This window comes from Streptosporangium sp. NBC_01639, assembly GCF_045209755.1.
Taxonomy (GTDB): domain Bacteria; phylum Actinomycetota; class Actinomycetes; order Streptosporangiales; family Streptosporangiaceae; genus Streptosporangium.
Window position 1 is genome coordinate 5674434 of record NZ_CP109272.1, and the last position, 17674, is coordinate 5692107.

Annotated in this window: 15 protein-coding genes; 5 read left to right on the forward strand and 10 right to left on the reverse strand. The window is 70.8% G+C overall.

All coding sequences use genetic code 11. The features are described from left to right. Positions 1-3 precede the first annotated feature (3 nt). Positions 4-456, forward strand: a complete 453-nt coding sequence (locus OHA77_RS25985) for a DUF6113 family protein (protein ID WP_326825610.1) — start codon at positions 4-6, stop codon at positions 454-456. Between the two features lie 34 nt (positions 457-490). On the opposite strand, the gene OHA77_RS25990 is transcribed toward OHA77_RS25985, so the two are convergent. Beyond that, positions 491-979 carry a cupin domain-containing protein gene (locus tag OHA77_RS25990; RefSeq protein WP_326825609.1) on the reverse strand — a complete coding sequence of 163 codons (489 nt, stop codon included), beginning with the start codon at positions 977-979 and terminating at the stop codon, positions 491-493. Between the two features lie 139 nt (positions 980-1118). Further along, positions 1119-1745, reverse strand: a complete 627-nt coding sequence (locus OHA77_RS25995; RefSeq protein ID WP_406312079.1) for a TetR/AcrR family transcriptional regulator — start codon at positions 1743-1745, stop codon at positions 1119-1121. Between the two features lie 123 nt (positions 1746-1868). On the opposite strand from OHA77_RS25995, the gene OHA77_RS26000 reads away from it, so the two are divergent. Both OHA77_RS26000 and OHA77_RS26005 read left to right on the forward strand, forming a co-directional pair. Next, positions 1869-2306, forward strand: a complete 438-nt coding sequence (locus tag OHA77_RS26000; RefSeq protein WP_406312080.1) for a hypothetical protein — start codon at positions 1869-1871, stop codon at positions 2304-2306. Between the two features lie 72 nt (positions 2307-2378). Continuing rightward, positions 2379-3350 (forward strand): MBL fold metallo-hydrolase, encoded by a 972-nt coding sequence (locus OHA77_RS26005; RefSeq protein ID WP_406312081.1) that lies wholly within the window; start codon positions 2379-2381, stop codon positions 3348-3350. Here the strand turns inward: OHA77_RS26005 and OHA77_RS26010 are convergent. Next, entirely contained in the window at positions 3340-5880 is a 2541-nt protein-coding gene (locus OHA77_RS26010; protein ID WP_406319875.1) for a penicillin acylase family protein, read from the reverse strand. The genes OHA77_RS26005 and OHA77_RS26010 overlap by 11 nt on opposite strands. A gap of 109 nt (positions 5881-5989) precedes the next feature. On the opposite strand from OHA77_RS26010, the gene rraA reads away from it, so the two are divergent. Beyond that, the gene (gene rraA, locus OHA77_RS26015; RefSeq protein ID WP_406312082.1) at positions 5990-6469 is read left to right on the forward strand and encodes a ribonuclease E activity regulator RraA; all 480 of its coding nucleotides are present in this window, start codon (positions 5990-5992) and stop codon (positions 6467-6469) included. Between the two features lie 65 nt (positions 6470-6534). Here the strand turns inward: rraA and OHA77_RS26020 are convergent, their stop codons facing one another. Further along, the gene (locus tag OHA77_RS26020; RefSeq protein ID WP_326825605.1) at positions 6535-7011 is read right to left on the reverse strand and encodes a GNAT family N-acetyltransferase; all 477 of its coding nucleotides are present in this window, start codon (positions 7009-7011) and stop codon (positions 6535-6537) included. Positions 7012-7374: 363 nt separating this feature from the next. Between OHA77_RS26020 and OHA77_RS26025 the strand changes: the two genes are divergently transcribed. Beyond that, on the forward strand, positions 7375-7773 hold the full coding sequence (locus tag OHA77_RS26025) for a hypothetical protein (RefSeq protein WP_406312083.1): 399 nt from the start codon (positions 7375-7377) through the stop codon (positions 7771-7773). Positions 7774-7794: 21 nt separating this feature from the next. Here the strand turns inward: OHA77_RS26025 and cysS are convergent, their stop codons facing one another. The 6 genes from cysS to OHA77_RS26055 all read right to left on the reverse strand — a co-directional run bounded on the left by cysS (position 7795) and on the right by OHA77_RS26055 (position 17282). Beyond that, a complete protein-coding gene (gene cysS, locus OHA77_RS26030; RefSeq protein ID WP_406312084.1) occupies positions 7795-9177 on the reverse strand; it encodes a cysteine--tRNA ligase in 1383 nt (460 codons plus the stop codon). Positions 9178-9192: 15 nt separating this feature from the next. Next, positions 9193-11043 (reverse strand): sigma factor-like helix-turn-helix DNA-binding protein, encoded by a 1851-nt coding sequence (locus OHA77_RS26035; protein ID WP_326825603.1) that lies wholly within the window; start codon positions 11041-11043, stop codon positions 9193-9195. 49 nt (positions 11044-11092) lie between these two features. Next, positions 11093-13150: a UvrD-helicase domain-containing protein gene (locus OHA77_RS26040; protein ID WP_406312085.1), complete on the reverse strand. Its 2058-nt coding sequence runs from the start codon at positions 13148-13150 to the stop codon at positions 11093-11095. A 3-nt stretch (positions 13151-13153) separates the two neighbouring features. Then, the gene (locus OHA77_RS26045; RefSeq protein WP_406312086.1) at positions 13154-15238 is read right to left on the reverse strand and encodes a hypothetical protein; all 2085 of its coding nucleotides are present in this window, start codon (positions 15236-15238) and stop codon (positions 13154-13156) included. Positions 15239-15350: 112 nt separating this feature from the next. After that, positions 15351-16127 (reverse strand): class I SAM-dependent methyltransferase, encoded by a 777-nt coding sequence (locus OHA77_RS26050; protein WP_406312087.1) that lies wholly within the window; start codon positions 16125-16127, stop codon positions 15351-15353. Between the two features lie 105 nt (positions 16128-16232). Beyond that, positions 16233-17282 carry an ABC transporter substrate-binding protein gene (locus OHA77_RS26055; RefSeq protein ID WP_406312089.1) on the reverse strand — a complete coding sequence of 350 codons (1050 nt, stop codon included), beginning with the start codon at positions 17280-17282 and terminating at the stop codon, positions 16233-16235. Positions 17283-17674: the final 392 nt, after the last annotated feature.

The following is a 17674-nucleotide window of genomic DNA, read 5'->3' on the forward strand; positions in this document are numbered from 1 at the left end:
TCGATGGTTGTGACAGAGCAGGTCCCAGTGGTGGAGAGGCCCTCGCCGGCGGCGGTCACCGCTGCGGCGTACGCCGTGCTTCTCCTGTTCGGCCTCTTGGCAGGGGTGCTCGGCGGTTTCCAGCACGCGTGGTATCTCGGGTCCGTCCCGATCTCGGCCATCGGCTGGGTGGTCCTGCTGGCCGCGGCCTACTACGGCGCCGGGCGGGCGATGGGGAGCAGACTGCCCGCCCTGGTCCCCGGACTGGGCTGGCTGGCGATCACGATGATCTGGCTGGGCGGCCGCGCGGAGGGTGACGTGGTCGTCGCCAACGACCTGTCGGGCTACGTCTACCTCTACGGCGGTCTGGTCGCCATCCTGGTGGGCGTCCTGCTCTCCCCGTCCAACGGCGGGGCATGGCTGCTCGCCCAGCGCTCGTACGACTCCCGCCCGGCCCGGCCGGATCCGTCTGCTTGACGCGCTCCCCGGCCGGGGGCACCGGACACCCCGGTCAGTGCTCGTTCCGCCGCTTCCACAGCGTGTCGTCGACGAAGTGGTTGTCGTAGCGGTCCTGGGCGTTGAGAAGGTCGTCGATGGTGGCCTGGCCGGCGCGCAGCCGGCCCAGGAGCCGGAAGTATTCGAAACGCTCGACCCCGGGTGTGATGACGATGAGCAGGTCGGCCCCGGAGCCCGGGGCGGCGGCGAAGGCGTGGTGCAGGTGCGGGGGCACGACGGCCATGTCGCCCTCTTCCAGGGTGAGGACCTCCGTCCCGGCGAGCACCTGCAGCCTGCCCCCCAGGACGTAGAAGAGCTCGCTGGAGGCGGTGTGCAGGTGCGGCACGGCGCCGTCGGCACCCTTGCCGAGCGTCATGCGGAGGCTGCTCAGTGCGCCGCCGGTGGCGCTGGAGTCCAGGAGGAGACGGCCGGTGGCGGACGGATCGCTGAGGATCTCGGCGTCCGCCGAGTGGATGACGGCGGCCTGCGGGGCGATGATCGACATGATGGTTCTCCGGGGTCGTGAAGGGGGCGGGTGGTTCAGACGGCCGGGCCGGCCGTCTCCGGGTGGTGCTCGGGCCGGGTGGCGGTGCCGCGGCGCACGCCGTACGCGGTCTCCGGTCCGCCGTGGCCGGTGGTGATCCTCATGGGGGGCCCTCCCGGCTCAGGGCGCCGGCGAGCGCCGAGGCGACCAGGCGTTCGGCATAGGCGCGGCCGACGGGATCACCGGTGATCAGGACGCGGTAGTAGAGGGCGCCGGCGAGCTGGTCGAACAGCGCTTCGAGGTCGAGGTCGGGGCGGAGCTCGCCGCGGTCGCGGGCCCGTTCGAGCAGCCGGCGCGCCAGGGCGTTGCGGCGGGCGTACATGGCGCGCTCCAGCCGTCCGATGTCGTCGTGACGGGCGGCTGCGGCGACCAGTTCGGCCACGGTCCCGGCGGACGGGTCGTCCTGCTGCCCGGCCGGCCGGCCCGCCGCGCGCATGCGGTTGAGTCCGGCGGCGATCTTCTCCAGGTAGTCGGCCAGGTCCCGGCGGATGTCGCCGGTGTCGGTGATCTCGTCGTCGTCCTGCAGACGGGTCACCACCGCGAGGGCCAGGTGGTCCTTGGTGGGCCAGCGCCGGTAGAGCGTGGTCTTGGCGACCTGGGCCCGCTCGGCCACCTCGTCGACGGACAGCCCCGCATAGCCGCGGGTCAGGAGCAGGTCGGTGGTCGCACGCAGGACGCGCTCGTCGACGTCGGCGTCGCGCGGCCGTCCACGCCGGGACTCGCTCATGCTGCCTCCTTTTTCGCTACTTGAGTAGCGTAAATGACGCTACACCGCGCCCGTCGATTTACGCAACTCGTGTTTCGTAATGAGGGCTACCACCGGACCGGTCCGGTGGCGCACAATCCGGGTATGCGGCGCTTGCATCGAGTACGGCGGACGCTCAACTACGTGAACCTGTCGACGCCGCTGGGGCTGCTGGTGGCACGCCTCGGCCGGGCCCGGGTGACGGCGGGCCCCGACGGGCTGATCCTCGCCCACGGCTACCGCATCCCCTTTCCCGTCGCGGGCGCCTTCACCGTCGGAAACGTGGTGCTGACCCGGCACCCGGAGGGGTATCTGACCGGCGGCCTGCTCCGGCACGAGGGCCGGCACGCCTCCCAGTACATGGCCTGTGTCGGCCTGCCGATGCTCCCGCTGTACGTCGTCGCGGTGGTCGTCTCCATGCTGATCTGCGGTCATCAGGCCTCATGGAACGTCTTCGAACGACTGGCGGACCTGGAAGACGGGAATTACCCCTTTAAATCGCCCTGGTGGCGACGGAAGGACAGCACAGGCTCTGCAGAGTGACACCGCAGGGATGAATCCGCTTAACAGGCGATCTTCGGGGAAGAGCGGATCATTACCGAAGGGGGACCGTTCATGGCGCAGACAGTCCAGCCCACAACCTCGCCACGCATGCCCGACCGGACCTGGCCACGCGATTTCCGGGACCGGCTGACGTCCCCGCCCCCGGTGTTCCACGAACTCATGTCGGTGGCGTGGCACGGCGGCTTCCGGCCCGACATCGGGGACGCGGACCAGATCCCGGTCCATCGGGACGGGCTGCCCCTGGTGACCGGGACCGAGGCCGTCGTCACCTGGGTGGGCCACGCGACCTACATCCTGCAGATCGGCGGGCTGACGGTGCTCACCGATCCGGTGTGGGCGAGAAGGATCCCGGGCGTCCGGCAGCGGCTCACCCCGCCCGGCGTCGCGTGGGCGGACCTGCCCCGGGTGGACGCCGTGGTGATCAGCCACAACCACTACGACCACCTGGACGCGCCGACCGTGCGGCGGCTGCCCAGGACGACACCGATCTTCGTCCCGGCCGGCCTGAAGTCCTGGTTCACCCGCAGGCGGTTCCGCGACGTCACCGAGCTCGACTGGTGGGAGAGCGCCAGGATCGGCGAGGTCGCCTTCGACTTCGTGCCCGCCCACCACTGGAGCCGCCGCTCGGTCCGGGACACCTGCAGGTCCCTGTGGGGCGGCTGGGTGATCAGGGACGGCGAGCAGACGATCTACTTCGCCGGGGACTCCGGATACGGCGAGCGCTTCGCCCGGATCGGGGAACGCTATCCCGGCGGCGTCGACCTGGCGCTGATGCCGGTCGGAGGGTTCGATCCCCGCTGGTTCACGAAGGTCTCGCACGTCGACCCGGAGGAGGCCGTACGGGCGTGTGGCGACGTCGGGGCCCGGCGGATGGCGACCATGCACTGGGGCACGTTCGTGCTGTCGAGCGAGCGGCTGCTCGCGCCGGTGGAGCGGGCCCGCGCGGCCTGGACGGAATCCGGCCGGGCCCGCGCGGACCTGTGGGACCTCGCCGTCGGCGAGTCCCGCGTTCTCAGGGTCTGAGGGTCAGGGTGTTCCTGGCCGCCTTCCGCACCGACTCCTCCTCGGCGAGCATCGGAATGGTCCTGCCGTCCACCCACAGCGGGGCCTGGTCGGCGTAGTTGTCGTGGAAGGCGTGGCCCGACGCGCCGGTCAGGTTGATCCACTGGGACCTGTCCAGATCCGCCAGGTCGACGACCATCCGCATGGACGGCAGCCAGCCCACCGTGTAGTCCTTCTGGACGTCCCAGCCCGCGGCGTTGACCGCGTCGTCGCTGCCGCCCACCGGGAACGGGCCCCGGTTGAACAGCCACTCGATCGGGGCGATCCCGGAGGTGCCGAAGGTCTGGTTGGTGAGCGTCAGCGAATGGAGGTCCCCCCAGTGCCAGGACTTGGGGTCCGGGCCGAGGCGGGCGCTCAGCTCGTCGTAGGCCATGGCCATGGCCCGCCTCAGCATGTCGTCCCTGGTCTCCTTCGCCTCGGTCCGCGAATCGTCCCAGAACGGGTCGTCGGCGCTGTCGAGCATGACGCGGACCACCTCGAACCAGCGGTCGCCACCGGTCGGCCAGGCGCCCTCCGGCAGGTCGTCGTTGAAGGTCTCGATGAGCAGGTGCCGCCAGACGGAGTTGAAGTACGTCGCCGGGCTCGACCCCGCGCCCTGCGAGTAGTCCCAGCCGCGGAGCAGCTCACGGGCGTCCCGGGTGGGCCCGACCACCTTCAGGTCCGTCAGCTTGGGCACCAGGGACCGGGCGAAGCCGTTCTGGGTGTCCTGCTGGATCGCGCTCATCGCCGCGGCGTCCACCTTGCCGTCCTTCAGCGCGCTCTGGACGCGTTCCAGGATGCGCTGGGAGCGGTAGCCGTACGCCCAGTCCTTGGTGAGCAGGTGCGGGTAGCGCCCGGGGTCGATGACCGCGTTGTTGGCGGTCACGATGTAGCCCTCGGGCGGGTTGTAGACGCTGGGCAGCTCGTCGAAGGGGATGGTGGACTTCCAGGAGTACTCCCCGGTCCAGCCCGGTACCGGCCAGGTGCCGTCGCCCCGGGACCGCACCGGGATTCGGCCCGGCGCCTGGTAGCCGATGTTGCCCTTGGTGTCGGCGTAGATCAGGTTCTGGGCGGGCACGTCGAACTTGCTCGCGGCCAGCCGGAACTGCTGCCAGTCCTGCGCGGCGTCGAGCGCGAAGATCGCGTCGGCGGTCCTGCCGGGCTCCAGGGCCGTCCACTTCAGCGCGACCGCGTCGGCCTGTTCCCGGAAGGCCGTGGCCGTACCGGGCAGCGTGTCCTTCACATCCTCCATGACGTCGGAGAGGATCGGGCCGTGCATGGTCTCCCGGACCTTGAGGCGGACCGGGTCGCCGCCGGCCACCTTGATCGTCTCGGTCCTGACGGTGAGCGGCTTCCAGGCGCCCATGAAGGAGTAGGAGTCGTCCTTCACCCGCTCCAGATACAGGTCCGCGACGTCGGGGCCGAGGTTGGTGAAGCCCCAGGCGATCGCGTCGTTGTGGCCGATGACCACCCCGGGCACGCCGGAGAAGGTGAACCCGGTGACGTCGAACGGGCACTGGGCGCTCTTGGTACGGCAGTGCAGTCCGGCCTGGTACCAGACCGAGGGCATACCGGCCGACAGGTGCGGGTCGTTGGCGAGCAGCGGCTTGCCCGACGTGGTGTTCCTGCCGCCGACCACCCAGGAGTTCGAGCCGATGCCGTTGCCCCCCTTGGGGTCGCCCATCAGACTCGGCACCGCCCGCATGGCCTCGGACGCCCGGGTCAGCGCGGCCGTGTCCGGCCGCGTGGTGCCGGTGCCCGGCCCGGTGTCGTCGCCCGGTTCGAGGTCCTGGTCGAACCGGGCGCGGGCGACCGAGCCCTTGGTGACGATCGGCTGGTGGGTGTCGAAGGGGTAGCCGGGCCAGAGCTGCTCGACCCGCTCGCGGGGCAACCTGCTCGCCGCGAGCGCCCGGCCGATCTCGTCCGACATGTTGGAGCGCAGGTCCCAGGCCATGGCCTTGAGCCAGGCGAGCGAGTCCACCGGGGTCCACGGCTCGGGCGTGTAGCCGAAGTTGGTGAGCTTGAGGACCGCGTACTCCAGGCTCTTGGCGGTGAAGCCCTTGTGCTGGCCCATCCAGGAGTTCACGCCCTTGGCGTAGGCGTCCAGATAGCGCCGGGTCTGCTCGCCGAGCAGCGGCAGCTCCGCCTCGGCCACCTTGCGCCATCCCATGGTCCGGATGACCTTGTCCTCGGTGAGCGTCGCCGAGCCGAACATCTCCGACAGCCGCCCGGCCGTCACGTGCCGGCGGAAGTCCATTTCGAAGAACCGGTCCTGTGCGTGCACGTAACCCTGGGCGAGGAACAGGTCGTCGGCGGAGTCCGCATAGATATGCGGGATACCCGACTCATCGCGATATACGGTGACTTTTCCTTTTAAGCCGTTCACTTTGAGCTCGCCCGAGAGCTGCGGAAAAGAGGCGCGTACCGTCCACACACCCACCCCGGCGAGGACCACCGCAAGCACCACGAGGACGGTGAACGTCCGGGCGATCCACTTGAGCGGCCTGGGCATCCAGGCATACGGCCGGAACCTCACAAAGACCTCCTATGCGACGCGCTCCGACAAGTTTGGCAGCACCTCGGAGGGGAAAGGCCGTTCGCGCTCCGTCAGAATGCGACATATGGAGTTCACCACCGCCGATCTTGTCGACGCCCACGGCGACGTCCTCGACAGCTGCCTGACACAGTTCCGCGCATACGGCCTGCGCGCCCGCTTCGCCGGGCCGATCGCGACCATCCGCTGCCGGGAGGACAACGCCCTGGTCAAGCAGGTCCTGGCCACGCCGGGTGCGGGCCGCGTGCTCGTGGTGGACGGCGCGGGTTCGCTGCGCACCGCTCTGATGGGCGACCTGATCGCCGCCTCCGCCGTCTCATCCGGCTGGGCCGGCGTCGTGGTCAACGGAGCCGTCCGCGACACCGTGGCCCTCGGCGGACTGGATCTGGGCATCAAGGCGCTGGGTGCCAACCCGCGCAAGAGCGCCAAGGAAGGCGCCGGTGACCTCGACGTCCCCGTGACCTTCGGCGAGGTCACCTTCGTCCCCGGCGCGTGGCTCTACAGCGACGAGGACGGCATCGTCGTCAGCCCGCACGCCCTCGTCTGAGGGAAGGCGGGACGCCGGTCATCCGGGCACGGCGGTCGCCGCCGTCCCCCGGGCAGGAGCGGACGTCAGAGCACGGTCTCCAGGACCACGGACCGCATGGCGAAGCCGTTGCGCTCGTAGAAGCGCACCGCGGCCTCGTTGCTCGCGTACGACGTCACCCCGGCGTACTGCGCCCCGTGGTGGCGGGCCCAGGCCCGGAACTCCTCCACCAGGCCGGCGCCGATCTTCTGCCCCCGGTGCGCGGGCTGTACGTAGACGCTGCCCAGCGTGGCCACCTTGACCGGCCGCATCGGGGTGGGCCCGGACAGCGTGCCGGTCAGGTGACCGATGATCAGGCCGGCGTCCTCGGCGACCATCACCAGGCGGTAGGGGTCGCCGAGCGCGTCCCGGAACTGGGCCATACCGCGCTCCGCGGGCCAGGCGACGTTCACCGTGGGGTCACGGAGCCCGGCGTCCTCGGCGAACAGCGCGGAACTGCAGGCCACGACTCCTTCCAGGTCCGCAACCGTGGCAGGCCGTACGACAACGCCAGTCTCACTCATGATCGGGACGCTACCGGCCGCCACCGACATTAGCCGTGATCTGCTACCACGACCTGCGGAAACATGACCATTCCCTGCTGGAGACGTCATATTCGGCGCGTCGTCGGCAGGCCCGTCGCGGGGTCGTCGTCCGGGATCGTCCGAGACTCACCGGTCCGCCGAGGTCGGGGCACGGGCGTTCGGATCGGCCGACGGCCCACCGCGGGATCCTGGGGGTGGTGTGATCCTTGCGAGCGGCTCTGCCTAAGGTGATCCGGAGCACCAGATGACCATATAGAAGGACTTTTCCATGCTTACCTACGTACGATCGCCCGGCCGGTGGCCGCCCTCGCCATGAGTCTCGGTCTGATATCCGCATCCGCCGTGACGCTGAGCCCACAGGCCTCTGCCGCCGCCTCGGGTTGCTCGGGTACGCGGGTCGAGTCCCGGGCGGCGAAGAACAGCGCCGGCACCACGCTGGCCTGGCTCAACGTCTACTGGGACGGCACCAACAACTGCGCCGAACTACAGTCCTCCGGGACGACGTGGGGGAAGAGCAAGGTGATGTCCGTCGGCATCGCCTCGTGCCCGCTGAGCAGCAAGGGCGAGGCCTATTGCGACTCCATCGACTTCGACGGTGACACCGGCACCTTCCTGTACTACGCCGGGCCGGTGAGGGTCAACGGCGTCGGCAAGTGCGTGGCGGCCAGCGGCTACATCGTGGTGCCGGGAGACTCGTACAGGCATCAGGTTTTCACGAGCCCGTCCGTGGGCCACTGCTGAGTCCGGGCGCCGCATAGCCCGTCACCACGCCCAGGTCTGGCCTTCTGGGGTGTCGGCGATCTTCACCCCCAGAGCGGCGAGCTCGTCGCGGAGGCGGTCGGAGGCGGCCCAGTCGCGGGCGTCGCGTGCCCGGTCCCGCTGCCGGAGCAGCTCGGCGGCGCCTGGCGGCAGGCTCCTGCTCCTGCCGATGTCGATCGACAGGTCCAGGCCGAGGACCTGGTCCAGGTGCAGGAAGGCCTCGAAGCGGGATCCGGGGGCGATCGCGTCGTCGCGTTCCAGCTCGCGCAGCAGGCGCAGGGCCATCGGGGTGTCGAGGTCGTCGTCGAAGGCGGCCTCGATCGCCGCGACCCGCTCGGCGGGCATCGGGCCGCTCGGCGACTCCGACCAGCCGGCGACGCGGGAGCGCCAGCGCCGCAGGGTCTTGTCGGCGGCGCGGAGCGTGTCCCAGGTGAGGTTCATCTGCTGGCGGTGGCGGTGCTCCAGCAGGGCCAGCCGTACGGCCAGCGGATCCAGGCCCGCGTCCGCCACGTCGCCGAGCAGGACCATGTTGCCGGTGGACTTGGCCATCTTGCGCCCGTCGAAGAGCAGGTGCTCACCGTGGACCCAGTGCCTGACCACCTCGTGCCCGGCGGCGGAGTCGGACTGGGCGCGCTCGTCCTCGTGGTGCGGGAAGCGCAGGTCGATCCCGCCGGTGTGCAGGTCGATGTGCTCGCCGAGGAACCGCAGGGACATGGCCGAGCACTCGATGTGCCAGCCGGGGAAGCCTCGGCCCCAGGGGGTGTCCCAGGTCATCTCGCGATCCGCGGGCTTCCACAGCGCCCAGTCGGCGTGGAACCGCTTGCGGGGGTCGACGCCCGCCACGCGGTGGCCGGGCCTGAGCCGGTCGAGCCGGTTGCCGGAGAGCTCGCCGTAGGTCGGGAAGGAGGCCGCGTCGAAGAAGACGGATCCGTCGGGGGTCGGGTAGGCGTGCCCCTTCTCGATCAGCTTCGCGATCATCTCGATCATCAGGTCGATCGTCTCGGTGGCCCGGGGGGAGTGCTCGGGTGGCCGGATGTTCAGCACGGCGGAGTCGGACAGGAAGGCCGCCTCGTAGAACCGCGCGATCTCCAGCCCGGTCCGTCCCTCGGCCCTGGCCTGGGTCAGGACCTTGTCCGCACCCTCCGGGTCGATCTCGGCGTCGTCCACCAGGTGCCCGACGTCGGTGATGTTCCGGCAGGCGATCACCCGGATCCGCCGGCGCTCGCTGACCCGCCTGATCAGATCAGAAAGGATATATGTCCTGAAATTTCCGATATGGGCATATCGATAGACGGTGGGACCGCAGGTGTACATCCGCATCGACCGGGCCCCCTCGGGGAGGACCGGTTCGACCTGGCGATTCCGCGTGTCATACAGCCGCAACATGCGTCGAGCCTATTCTCAGCCCGCGGAACCCTCCAGGAAAGCGAGGATCTCGCGGTCGCCGCGGTCGCGCAGCCGGGCGATGACCTCCTCGCGGGTGCAGCCGTCGGCGAGGCCGATCCGGGCGCCGATCAGACGGATCCCCTCGGCCTCGGAGGCGACCGGGGCGGTGTAGCCGATCAGGTAGAGGGCCCGGTTCAGCGCCGGAAGAGTCGGGGACGAGGCGGGCAGGTAGCGGGTCAGGAGCTCGCCGCCGTCGGAGACCGTCAGGAAGACGTGGTCACCTTCGGAGGCGTTGGCCGCCACCAGGATCGGGCGGATGGAGCCCATGGTCGGCTGGTTGTGCCAGCTGATCACCACGTCGCCCGACGGGGTGGCGGCGGTCAGCTGACCGCCGGGGGCCATGCCCAGGTGCGCGGCGAAGCCGGTCGGCAGCGGAGAGCCCGACCCGCGGAGGTGCTCGGCGTTGATGTCCACCCGGTGCCACCAGCGTCCGTCGCGGCTGCGAAAGCAGCGGCGTGTCGCCGAGACGTCGCGGCGCGGCTGGTAGTCGGCCTGCTCGGTCCCGGCCACCCGGATCCATCCGCGCTGGGTCCGCTCGAAGCCGGGCCCGCCCGCGTAGGCGCGGACCGAGCTCTCGCTCACGTCGTAGCGCGCGGTCAGGTTCGTCACGATCGTGTTGACCGACGCCTCACCGTTGGATCGGTCGATCTCCCGGGCGATCATCTCCCTGATGCCCAGGTACTGCTCGCCGCCCCAGCGGGACAGCCCGTACTTGTTCCGGTCCAGCCGGAGGAACCGGTCGTCGGCGGTGAGCTGGTTGCGGATGCCGACGAGGCTGTAGTCCTCGCCGATGCGCTCCTGGATCTCCTCGGGCGTCAGGGCCTGCCCGGCCACCGCGAGCACGGCCTCGGTCTTGTCGTTGACGCTGCGCGGCCACGGCACCACGTGCCCCTCGAAGACCCGGAGCTGCGGCACCGAGATGAGCCACCGCTCGGCCACGTCCTCGCGGATGCCGAGCTGGCTGACCAGCGTGACAGCCTCCTCCAGGGGGCGCGGCCCGTCGGTGAACAGCTGCCGGGTCTTCTCCCGCAGCTCGTCGGTGCCGCCCGCGACCAGCCAGCCGTCCACCTGGTCGTATCCGGTCAGCAGGGTCCGCACGAACCGCCAGGCCGGGATGCCCAGCACGGTCATGTCGGTGCGGTGCCAGGGCACCGCCGCGGCCAGGTCGTCGGCCGGTACGGCGGAGCCGAGCCGGCCCCGCAGCCAGGACACGTGGGCGATCAGCGGTGCGGCGTCCTCACTCGCCAGCCAGGCCTCGACATGGTCGCGCAGGTCACGCTCGATCTGCCGGATGCGCTCCCTGGTCACCGAGAACCGCTGTGCCAGGTCGTCGAGCGTGGCCCGCTGGGAGGCGTAGAGGCGGTCCCTGGCGATGGTGCGCTGCCGCTCGTCCAGGGCGGCGAAGACCTCGTCGATCAGCTCGGGTAGCGGCCGGTCCGGCCGGGAGGGCCGCACCTGGGCGACGCTCTCCTCGGTGACGGGTTCGAGCAGCCGTTCCAGCACGACGGTGAACAGCTTGTGCACTCCTTCGCGGCCGAGACCCTCGGGCGTGCGGACGCTCGAAGCCGGATCGGCGAACCTGAGCAGGGGCAGGATGTCGCCGAGCATCAGATGTCCCCAGCACGCCAGGGCGAGATCGGCGAGATGTCCGGCGACCTCCGAGGTCCCGATGGCGGAGCAGGCCCGGTCGAGCGGAAGCGCCTGCCACCACGCCTCGGAGAGACGGGGGTCGGTTGCGATCGGCGCCACCTGGCCGGGAGAGGTCCAGCGCAGGGGTGGCACGATGTCGCTCAGGCTGAGGTTCATTGAGGTCCAACCGGCAAAGGGGAATATATCCGCAGTTCAGAGTATGTGATCAGGTGGGGAGGAACGGACTGGCGCGCCCGGAGTAGGAGACGTAGAGCAGCTCACCGGCACGGGTGCAGGCCACGTAGAGCAGGCCGCGCTCGCGCTGGAGGTCATGTGCCCGGGCCGAGGGATCCTCGCCGGCGGGAGTGAGGGATTCCGGGGGTGGCACGATGCCGTCGGCCACGCCGAACACGGCGACCCGCCGGAACTCCAGCCCTTTCATACCGTGCAACGTCGTCACTCTCACCCCCAGCTCGCGCAGGGCGGACCTGGCGTCGCGCACGAGGCCGGCGGTCCTGGCGGCCACCCCGATCTCCTGCGGCGGCACGCCTTCCTCCACCCACTGTCTCACTTGTGTGACCAGACCGGTCAGTTCTTCCTCCGGTGAATCGTAAGCTCGGACCATCGGCCGGTGCCCGTGCCGGACGGCGCGGAAGCCGTACAGCTCCTGGGCCCCGTCGACCAGTCCGTCCGCGGGTCCGCCGCCGCGCAGCCGGACGCCCCAGGAGAGGATCTCCTGGGGGAGCCGGTACGACACCTGAAGCCGCCGCTGGACCGCCTCGATCCCGACGGAGTACAGCGCCACCCGCGCGTCGAAGATGCGCTGGTGCGGGTCGCCCACGATGAACAGGTCGTCGCGGGCGTGCGGCACGGCCGCGCGCAGCAGCCGCCACTGCGCGGGGTGCAGGTCCTGCGCCTCGTCCACCACGATGTGCCGGTACGGCTCCTGCGCCGGTGCCGTCTCCTCCAGCAGGTCCCCGGTCGTCTGGCCCAGCAGCGCGGCCGCCTCGGACGCCAACTGGAGCAGGGTGCGCTTGCCGCGCTCGCGCAACTGCCCGGTGACGTGCTCGACGGCCCGCCAGATCACGGTCCGCTCCGGGCCGGTGAGCTCGACGCCGCGGCCGGGACGCGGGGCGCCCAGATACTCCTCAAGGGTCGTGAGGTTCTGCGCCAGCACCACCTGTTCCCACTCGCGCAGCAGGAACGCCGGGCTGTGGTCGCTCTCCGTCTCCTGCCAGAGCGTGGTCAGCTCGGCGGCGCCGACCAGTGTGGGGGGACGCCCCTCGGCCTCGGCGACGATCCGCTGGGCCAGCCGGTCGACGTTGCCGACCTCGACCCGCTTGCGCGCCGCCTCGTCCTCGATCAGCAGGTCGAGCCGGGCGGCGAGGTCGGTGCTCAGCCCCTGGGAGAAGGTGACGAGCAGGACCCGGCCGGTGGCGCGCTTCGCCAGGAACGCCGACCGGTGAAGGGCGATGAGGGTCTTGCCGGTGCCCGCGCCGCCGGTGACCAGGATCGGCTGCTCGTAGGACTCCCAACGGGCCAGCCGGTGCTGCGCGGGGTGCAGGAACAGGCACCAGTCGGGCGCGTCGAGCACGTGGTTCAGCTCACGCGGGCTGCCCACGAAGAAGGCGCGGTCCGGGCTGCGCAGCAGCGCGGCGGCGAAGTCCTCGGGATCGACCGGCTCCCGGGTCGCGGCGACCGCGCGGCAGGCGTCCAGCTCCCGCCAGGCCCCGGCCATCGACTCGCCTCTGGCCAGTGCGACCAGCGGCGCGTACTGGGTCGGGGGCAGCAGCGGCTCCAGCGCCTCCAGCGTCATCTCGTCGGTGATCTGCCGGACCAGCGGCAGGAACCTCCTGCCGACGCCCAGCTCCGCCATGTCGGTGTCGCAGGTGTCGGCGAACAGTCGCGCGGAGGAGGCCTCGGCCGCCCTGCGCACCGAGGGCTCCACCCGCTCCAGTGCGAGGGCGTCCCACATCTCGACGACGCCCAGCGCCGTGTTGACGCTGAACCGGTACCGCTGCGCGTAGGCCCACGCCTCCGCGTCCGGCAACACGGTCAGCAGCCAGTAGACGTCCCGCTGCCGGACCACGACGCCGCGGTGGCGGTCGGCCAGCCTGAGGGTGGCGATCCGGGGGTCCCTGGCCCCCCGGACCCGCTCCGGGGGCGGTGCGCCCGCGACGTTCTGCATGAACCGGCGAACCGAGACGACGACGTCACGGCGCACCGGCTGGTCCAGGGTGCCGAGTTCCATGGGGAACTCCGGGGAGATCGCGAGCCTTGGCATCGGCTAGGCCAGCAGGGACAGCAGATCGCGGTCCCCGCGTTCTCGTAGCCGGACGAGGAGGTCGGGCGGGCTCACCGGGCCTGCCATGCCGACCCGCGTGGCGATGACCCGGGCGGCCTGCTCGGGGGTGCCGCCTGGCGCGGTGTAGCCGACCAGCCGCAGGGCGTGCGCGGTCGGTTCGACCCCCTTGCCCGCGGCCGGCAGGTGTCTGGCACGGAGAACCCCTTCGTCGGACAGGGTCAGGAACAGATGGCTCCCCTGCTTGGCGCCCACGTCGGAAAGGAGCGTCCGGAGCGACTCCACGACGGGCCGCTCCTGCCAGTTCAGGATGAGCTCGCCCACCGCGCTGTTGACCGTACGGCTGTCGCCGGGCTCCATACCGAGGTAGGCGGCGAACCCGCTGGGCAACGGGCACTCGGAGCCCTCGATGTGCTCGGAGGTGATGTCGATCCGGAGCCACCACCGGCCGTCCGGCTGCCGGAAGCAGCGCCGGGTCAGCGAGACGTCCTTGAGAGGGCGGTACGGGGCCTTTCCTGGCCCGCCCTCGGTTCCTCCGCCGGAGGCGCCGTCGGTGGCTCTCTCCGCCCTTTCGGGCCGTTCGGCGGCCTTCGGCTTGGGCCGGGCCTTGGTCGCCGCGCCGTTCGCCCGCTGGCCGGCGCCCAGGATGCGGAGCTGGGGCACGTTCTCCAGCCACTCCTTCGAGACCTCGGGGTGGATGCCGAGGGAGGTGACCAGGGCGAGGGCCTTGGTCATGGTCAGTGGGGGCTTGGCGCCGCTGATCACGTCACGGGTGTGGTGGCGCAGCTCGACGATGTCGCCTTCCACCAGCCACTCGTCGACCAGGTGGTACTCCGGGAGGTCGGCCAGCACGACCTGCCAGGCGGGGACGTCGAGGGAGTGGAGTTCGCGACCGTGCCAGTCGGCCGCCGCGACCAGCCGGGCCTTGGGCGCCGCCTTGCCGAGGACCTTCCTCATCTCGGCCAGGTGCGCCCGGTACGGGGCCGCCTCCGGCGAGGCGAGCCACGCCCCGAACCGCCGGCGGAGATCGTCCTCGACGTCCTGGATCACGTCGGGGGTCACCGCGAAGAGCTTGGCCAGCGCCTCCACGGTCGCCGGTTCGTCGCTGAACAGCCTGTTCTGCGCGACGGCCCAGCTCTTGTCCTCCAGATCGGCGAAAACGCCGTCCAGCAGCGCGTGCAGGCTCGCCGCCGGTCGTCGCTCCTCGCCGTCCGCGGCGTGCGCCGGCTCCTCGGCGGCGGGCACCGCCATGGGTCCGTTCTCCGGTGCGGCCGGAGCGGACGGGGCTCTGCCGTCCCGGTCGTCCTCGGACCCGGGTACGGGTGCGGCTGCGAGCCCGGGTGCGATTCCGGGTCCGGAACCGGGTGCGGGCTCGGGGCCGGCCTCGGGTCCGGTTTCCGGGGCGGGGGCCGAAAGCCCGGCACCGTCCCCCGCGACGGCCTCCCCCCAGGCCTCGACGGAGTCGTCCCGGTTCGCCGGCGGCCGGTCCGCGGCGCCGCCGCCCCAGGCCGCCGCGGGCTCGTCCTCGGCGGCCGTCCATGCGGCCCGGTGCGGCGCCGCCACGTCCTCCGCGGCGGCCGGAGGCACGACATCGGGGGCCGCCTCCGGCCGGCCGGCCGGAAACCCGGAGCCGGCGGCGGCCGCGGGGAGACCGGCGCCGGGGGCGAGGTGGGCCACCCGGTGGAAGACCGCGGCGAACAGGACGTTCAGCACGGGGAACGGCTGGATGAACGGCTGGTCCCGCAGTTCGTGGCCGGTGAGGGAGAGCAGGCCGGCCCAGGAGCCGGTGCGGTCGAGGGCGATGGCCGTACAGGGTTCGTCGGCCTCGTCGGGATCCAGGACGTAGAGGGCGGGGAGCACGTCGCCCACGGCGGCGGCCGGCCAGTGCTCCATGGCGATCCGGGTCAGGATCTCGGCCAGCTCCTCGGGGCTCAGCACGGCGAGCAGCCGGGCCATCGGCAGACTGCGCCACCAGGCGTCCGGGAGGTCCGGCCGGTCGCGCAGGAGTGGGATCGCGGCCGCGTCGCTCCAGCGCAGCGGCGGCACGAGGTCACTCAGACAGAAGTTCATCGCTACCCCTTCACCAGCCCCTCAAGCCGCCTGAGTCGCTCCATGTCGCCGGGGAACGAGACTTGTGGAACAGACCCTAGTCTGGCAAATCGCCCCGGCGCATCGGGTCTGGTCAGCGGCGTACGGCCGCGAACCGGAGCCGCACGTAGTCGGCCATCCATCCGGTCTCCCGGCGGAGTGCCGGCGCGGCCAGCTCGTTCACCCGTCTCAGCAGGGGTTCGACCAGGTCTGCGGGCACTTCCCGGAGCAGCGACCCGGCGAACATCCGCACCCAGTCCGCCGCCCCGTTGGGGCATTCGTCAAGGGGAGTGGGCCGGTCGAAGTACTCCAGCAGCCGGACGACGAATCCGCCCTTCTCCAGCCGCGTGGCGTACTCGGCCGGGGTCGGGAAGTACCACGGCAGGTCGGGTTCGCGTAGTCCGTGTTCCCGCCACGCGGTGGACAGCGCCGCCGTGAGCGCGGCGCAGTTGCCCGCGCCGCCCATCTCGGCCACGAACCGCCCGCCGGGTGTCAGCGCCTCGCGCACCCTGGCTATCACCGCGTCCGGATCGCGGCCCATCCAGTGCAGCGCCGCGTTGGAGAAGACCGCGTCGTACGGCTGGGCGACCGTGAAGTCGCGGCCGTCACCCACGATGAAGTCCAGCCCGGGGTGCTGTGCCCGAGCTTTCTCGATCATGGCCGCGGAACCGTCTATCCCCAGGACGCGGGCTCCCCGGGAGACGATCTCGGCGGTCAGCATCCCGGTGCCGCAGCCGAGGTCCACGACGCGCTCCCCCGGCTGGGGGTCGAGCAGGTCGACCAGGGGTGCTCCGTGCGCCGAGACGTATCCGAAGCCGCTGTCGTAGGCGTGAGCGTTCCACCTCGTCAGGCCGGGGGCGTCGTATCGCATGACGATCAGCTCACATTCTGAGACGCCACGGCCTCTTATCGGTGCTCTTCAGACACTTTAGAGCCTCCGAGATGTCGCGACATATCAGTCTCAGCAGCCTCAGTTCTATCCGACCTTCCTGCTCCATTCGCGCTGGAGGTAGGCCTTGGCGGCGTCGGTCTCCGGAATGGTCAGCATCACGGGCCTGGCGTTCGTGGCGGGCAGCCCGGCGGCGAGGCCCTTGTCCAGGGTGCCGCGCATCTGCAGGGCCTCCATCCGGGCCGGGCGGGCGTGGCCCTTGAGGAACAGGTTCTGCCCCTTGTCGGAGAACAGGAACTCCTGCCACAGCCGGGCGGCGGCCGGATGCGGGGCGTTCTTGTTGATGGCCTGGACGTAGTAGGAACTCAGCACGGTCCGGCCCGGGATGGCGACCTTCCAGCCCGCCCGCTCGGCGTTCTGGTAGTCCCAGTCGAGGACGACCGTGGCGGACTGCGCCGACGCCGCGAGGTTGCCCGCCTTCTTCAGGCGGTCGAAGAACTCCACGCCCCGCTTCGCCTCGGCCTTGCCGCCGCTGAGCGACGCCGCCATCACGCCGTTGAAGGCCGCGGCGGTCTGCCGCGGGTCGCCGGGCAGCGAGACGCTGTAGCCGGGCTTGAGCAGGTCGCCGTAGGAGGTCGGGGCCGCGACCTTGCGCGGGTCGTAGCCGATGGACATGTAGCCCCCGTAACCGGCGTACCAGCGACCGGGGTAGTCCTTGAGGTTGTCGGGGATGTCCTGCCAGTTCTGCACCTTGTACGGGGCGAAGGAGGCGGCGTTGGCCACCGCGACCTCCAGGCTCAGATCGAACACGTCGGGCTTGAGCCGGGCCGCGGACTCGATCTCCTGCCGGCTGCTCGCGTCCGGTTCGAGTTGCTCGACCTTGATTCCGTACTCTTCGGAGAAGGTGTCGATGATCTCGCCGTAGTTCACCCAGTCGCGCGGCAGCGCGATCACGGTGAGCGCGCCCTCCTTGCGAGCCGTCTCGATGAGGCGTTCCATCGTCGAGAACCCCTCCTGCAGGGAGGCGGCTCCGGGCTTGACCGGCGGAAGTTGTCTGTTCTCGGTAGCCGGCGCGCCACATCCGGCGATCGTGGCGGTGAGGATCACGGCGGCGGCGGCACTGATGCGTACGGTCACGCGTTCAATACTCTACGTGACGGTTAGGCGGGTCGAGGAGGCGCGGCCTTTCTTGGTGAACGGCTTACGCCCGGCAGGGCGGTGGCGTGAGCAGGCGGGTCAGCCCGGGACGACCTTCGCCGCCGCGAGCGTGGCCTGGGGGATCTCGACCAGGGTGCCGTCACGCTTGCGCACCCCGAGCAGACCGTCCCGCCAGAATTCCAGTCGTCCCACGGCGTCGCGAAACCCTTCTGGGACCCGTCGCCGTGTGGTAACTCTTTTGCCCACGTCAGAAGGGGTTATGGTGACATTGAGGCGAGCACCGAAGCCTGGGGTCACTGTCTTTTGCCCCCTCCCGTTTCAGACATTTGGCGGGCACGGCAATACTAGGGCGTAGCAACCCGCGGTCGAAG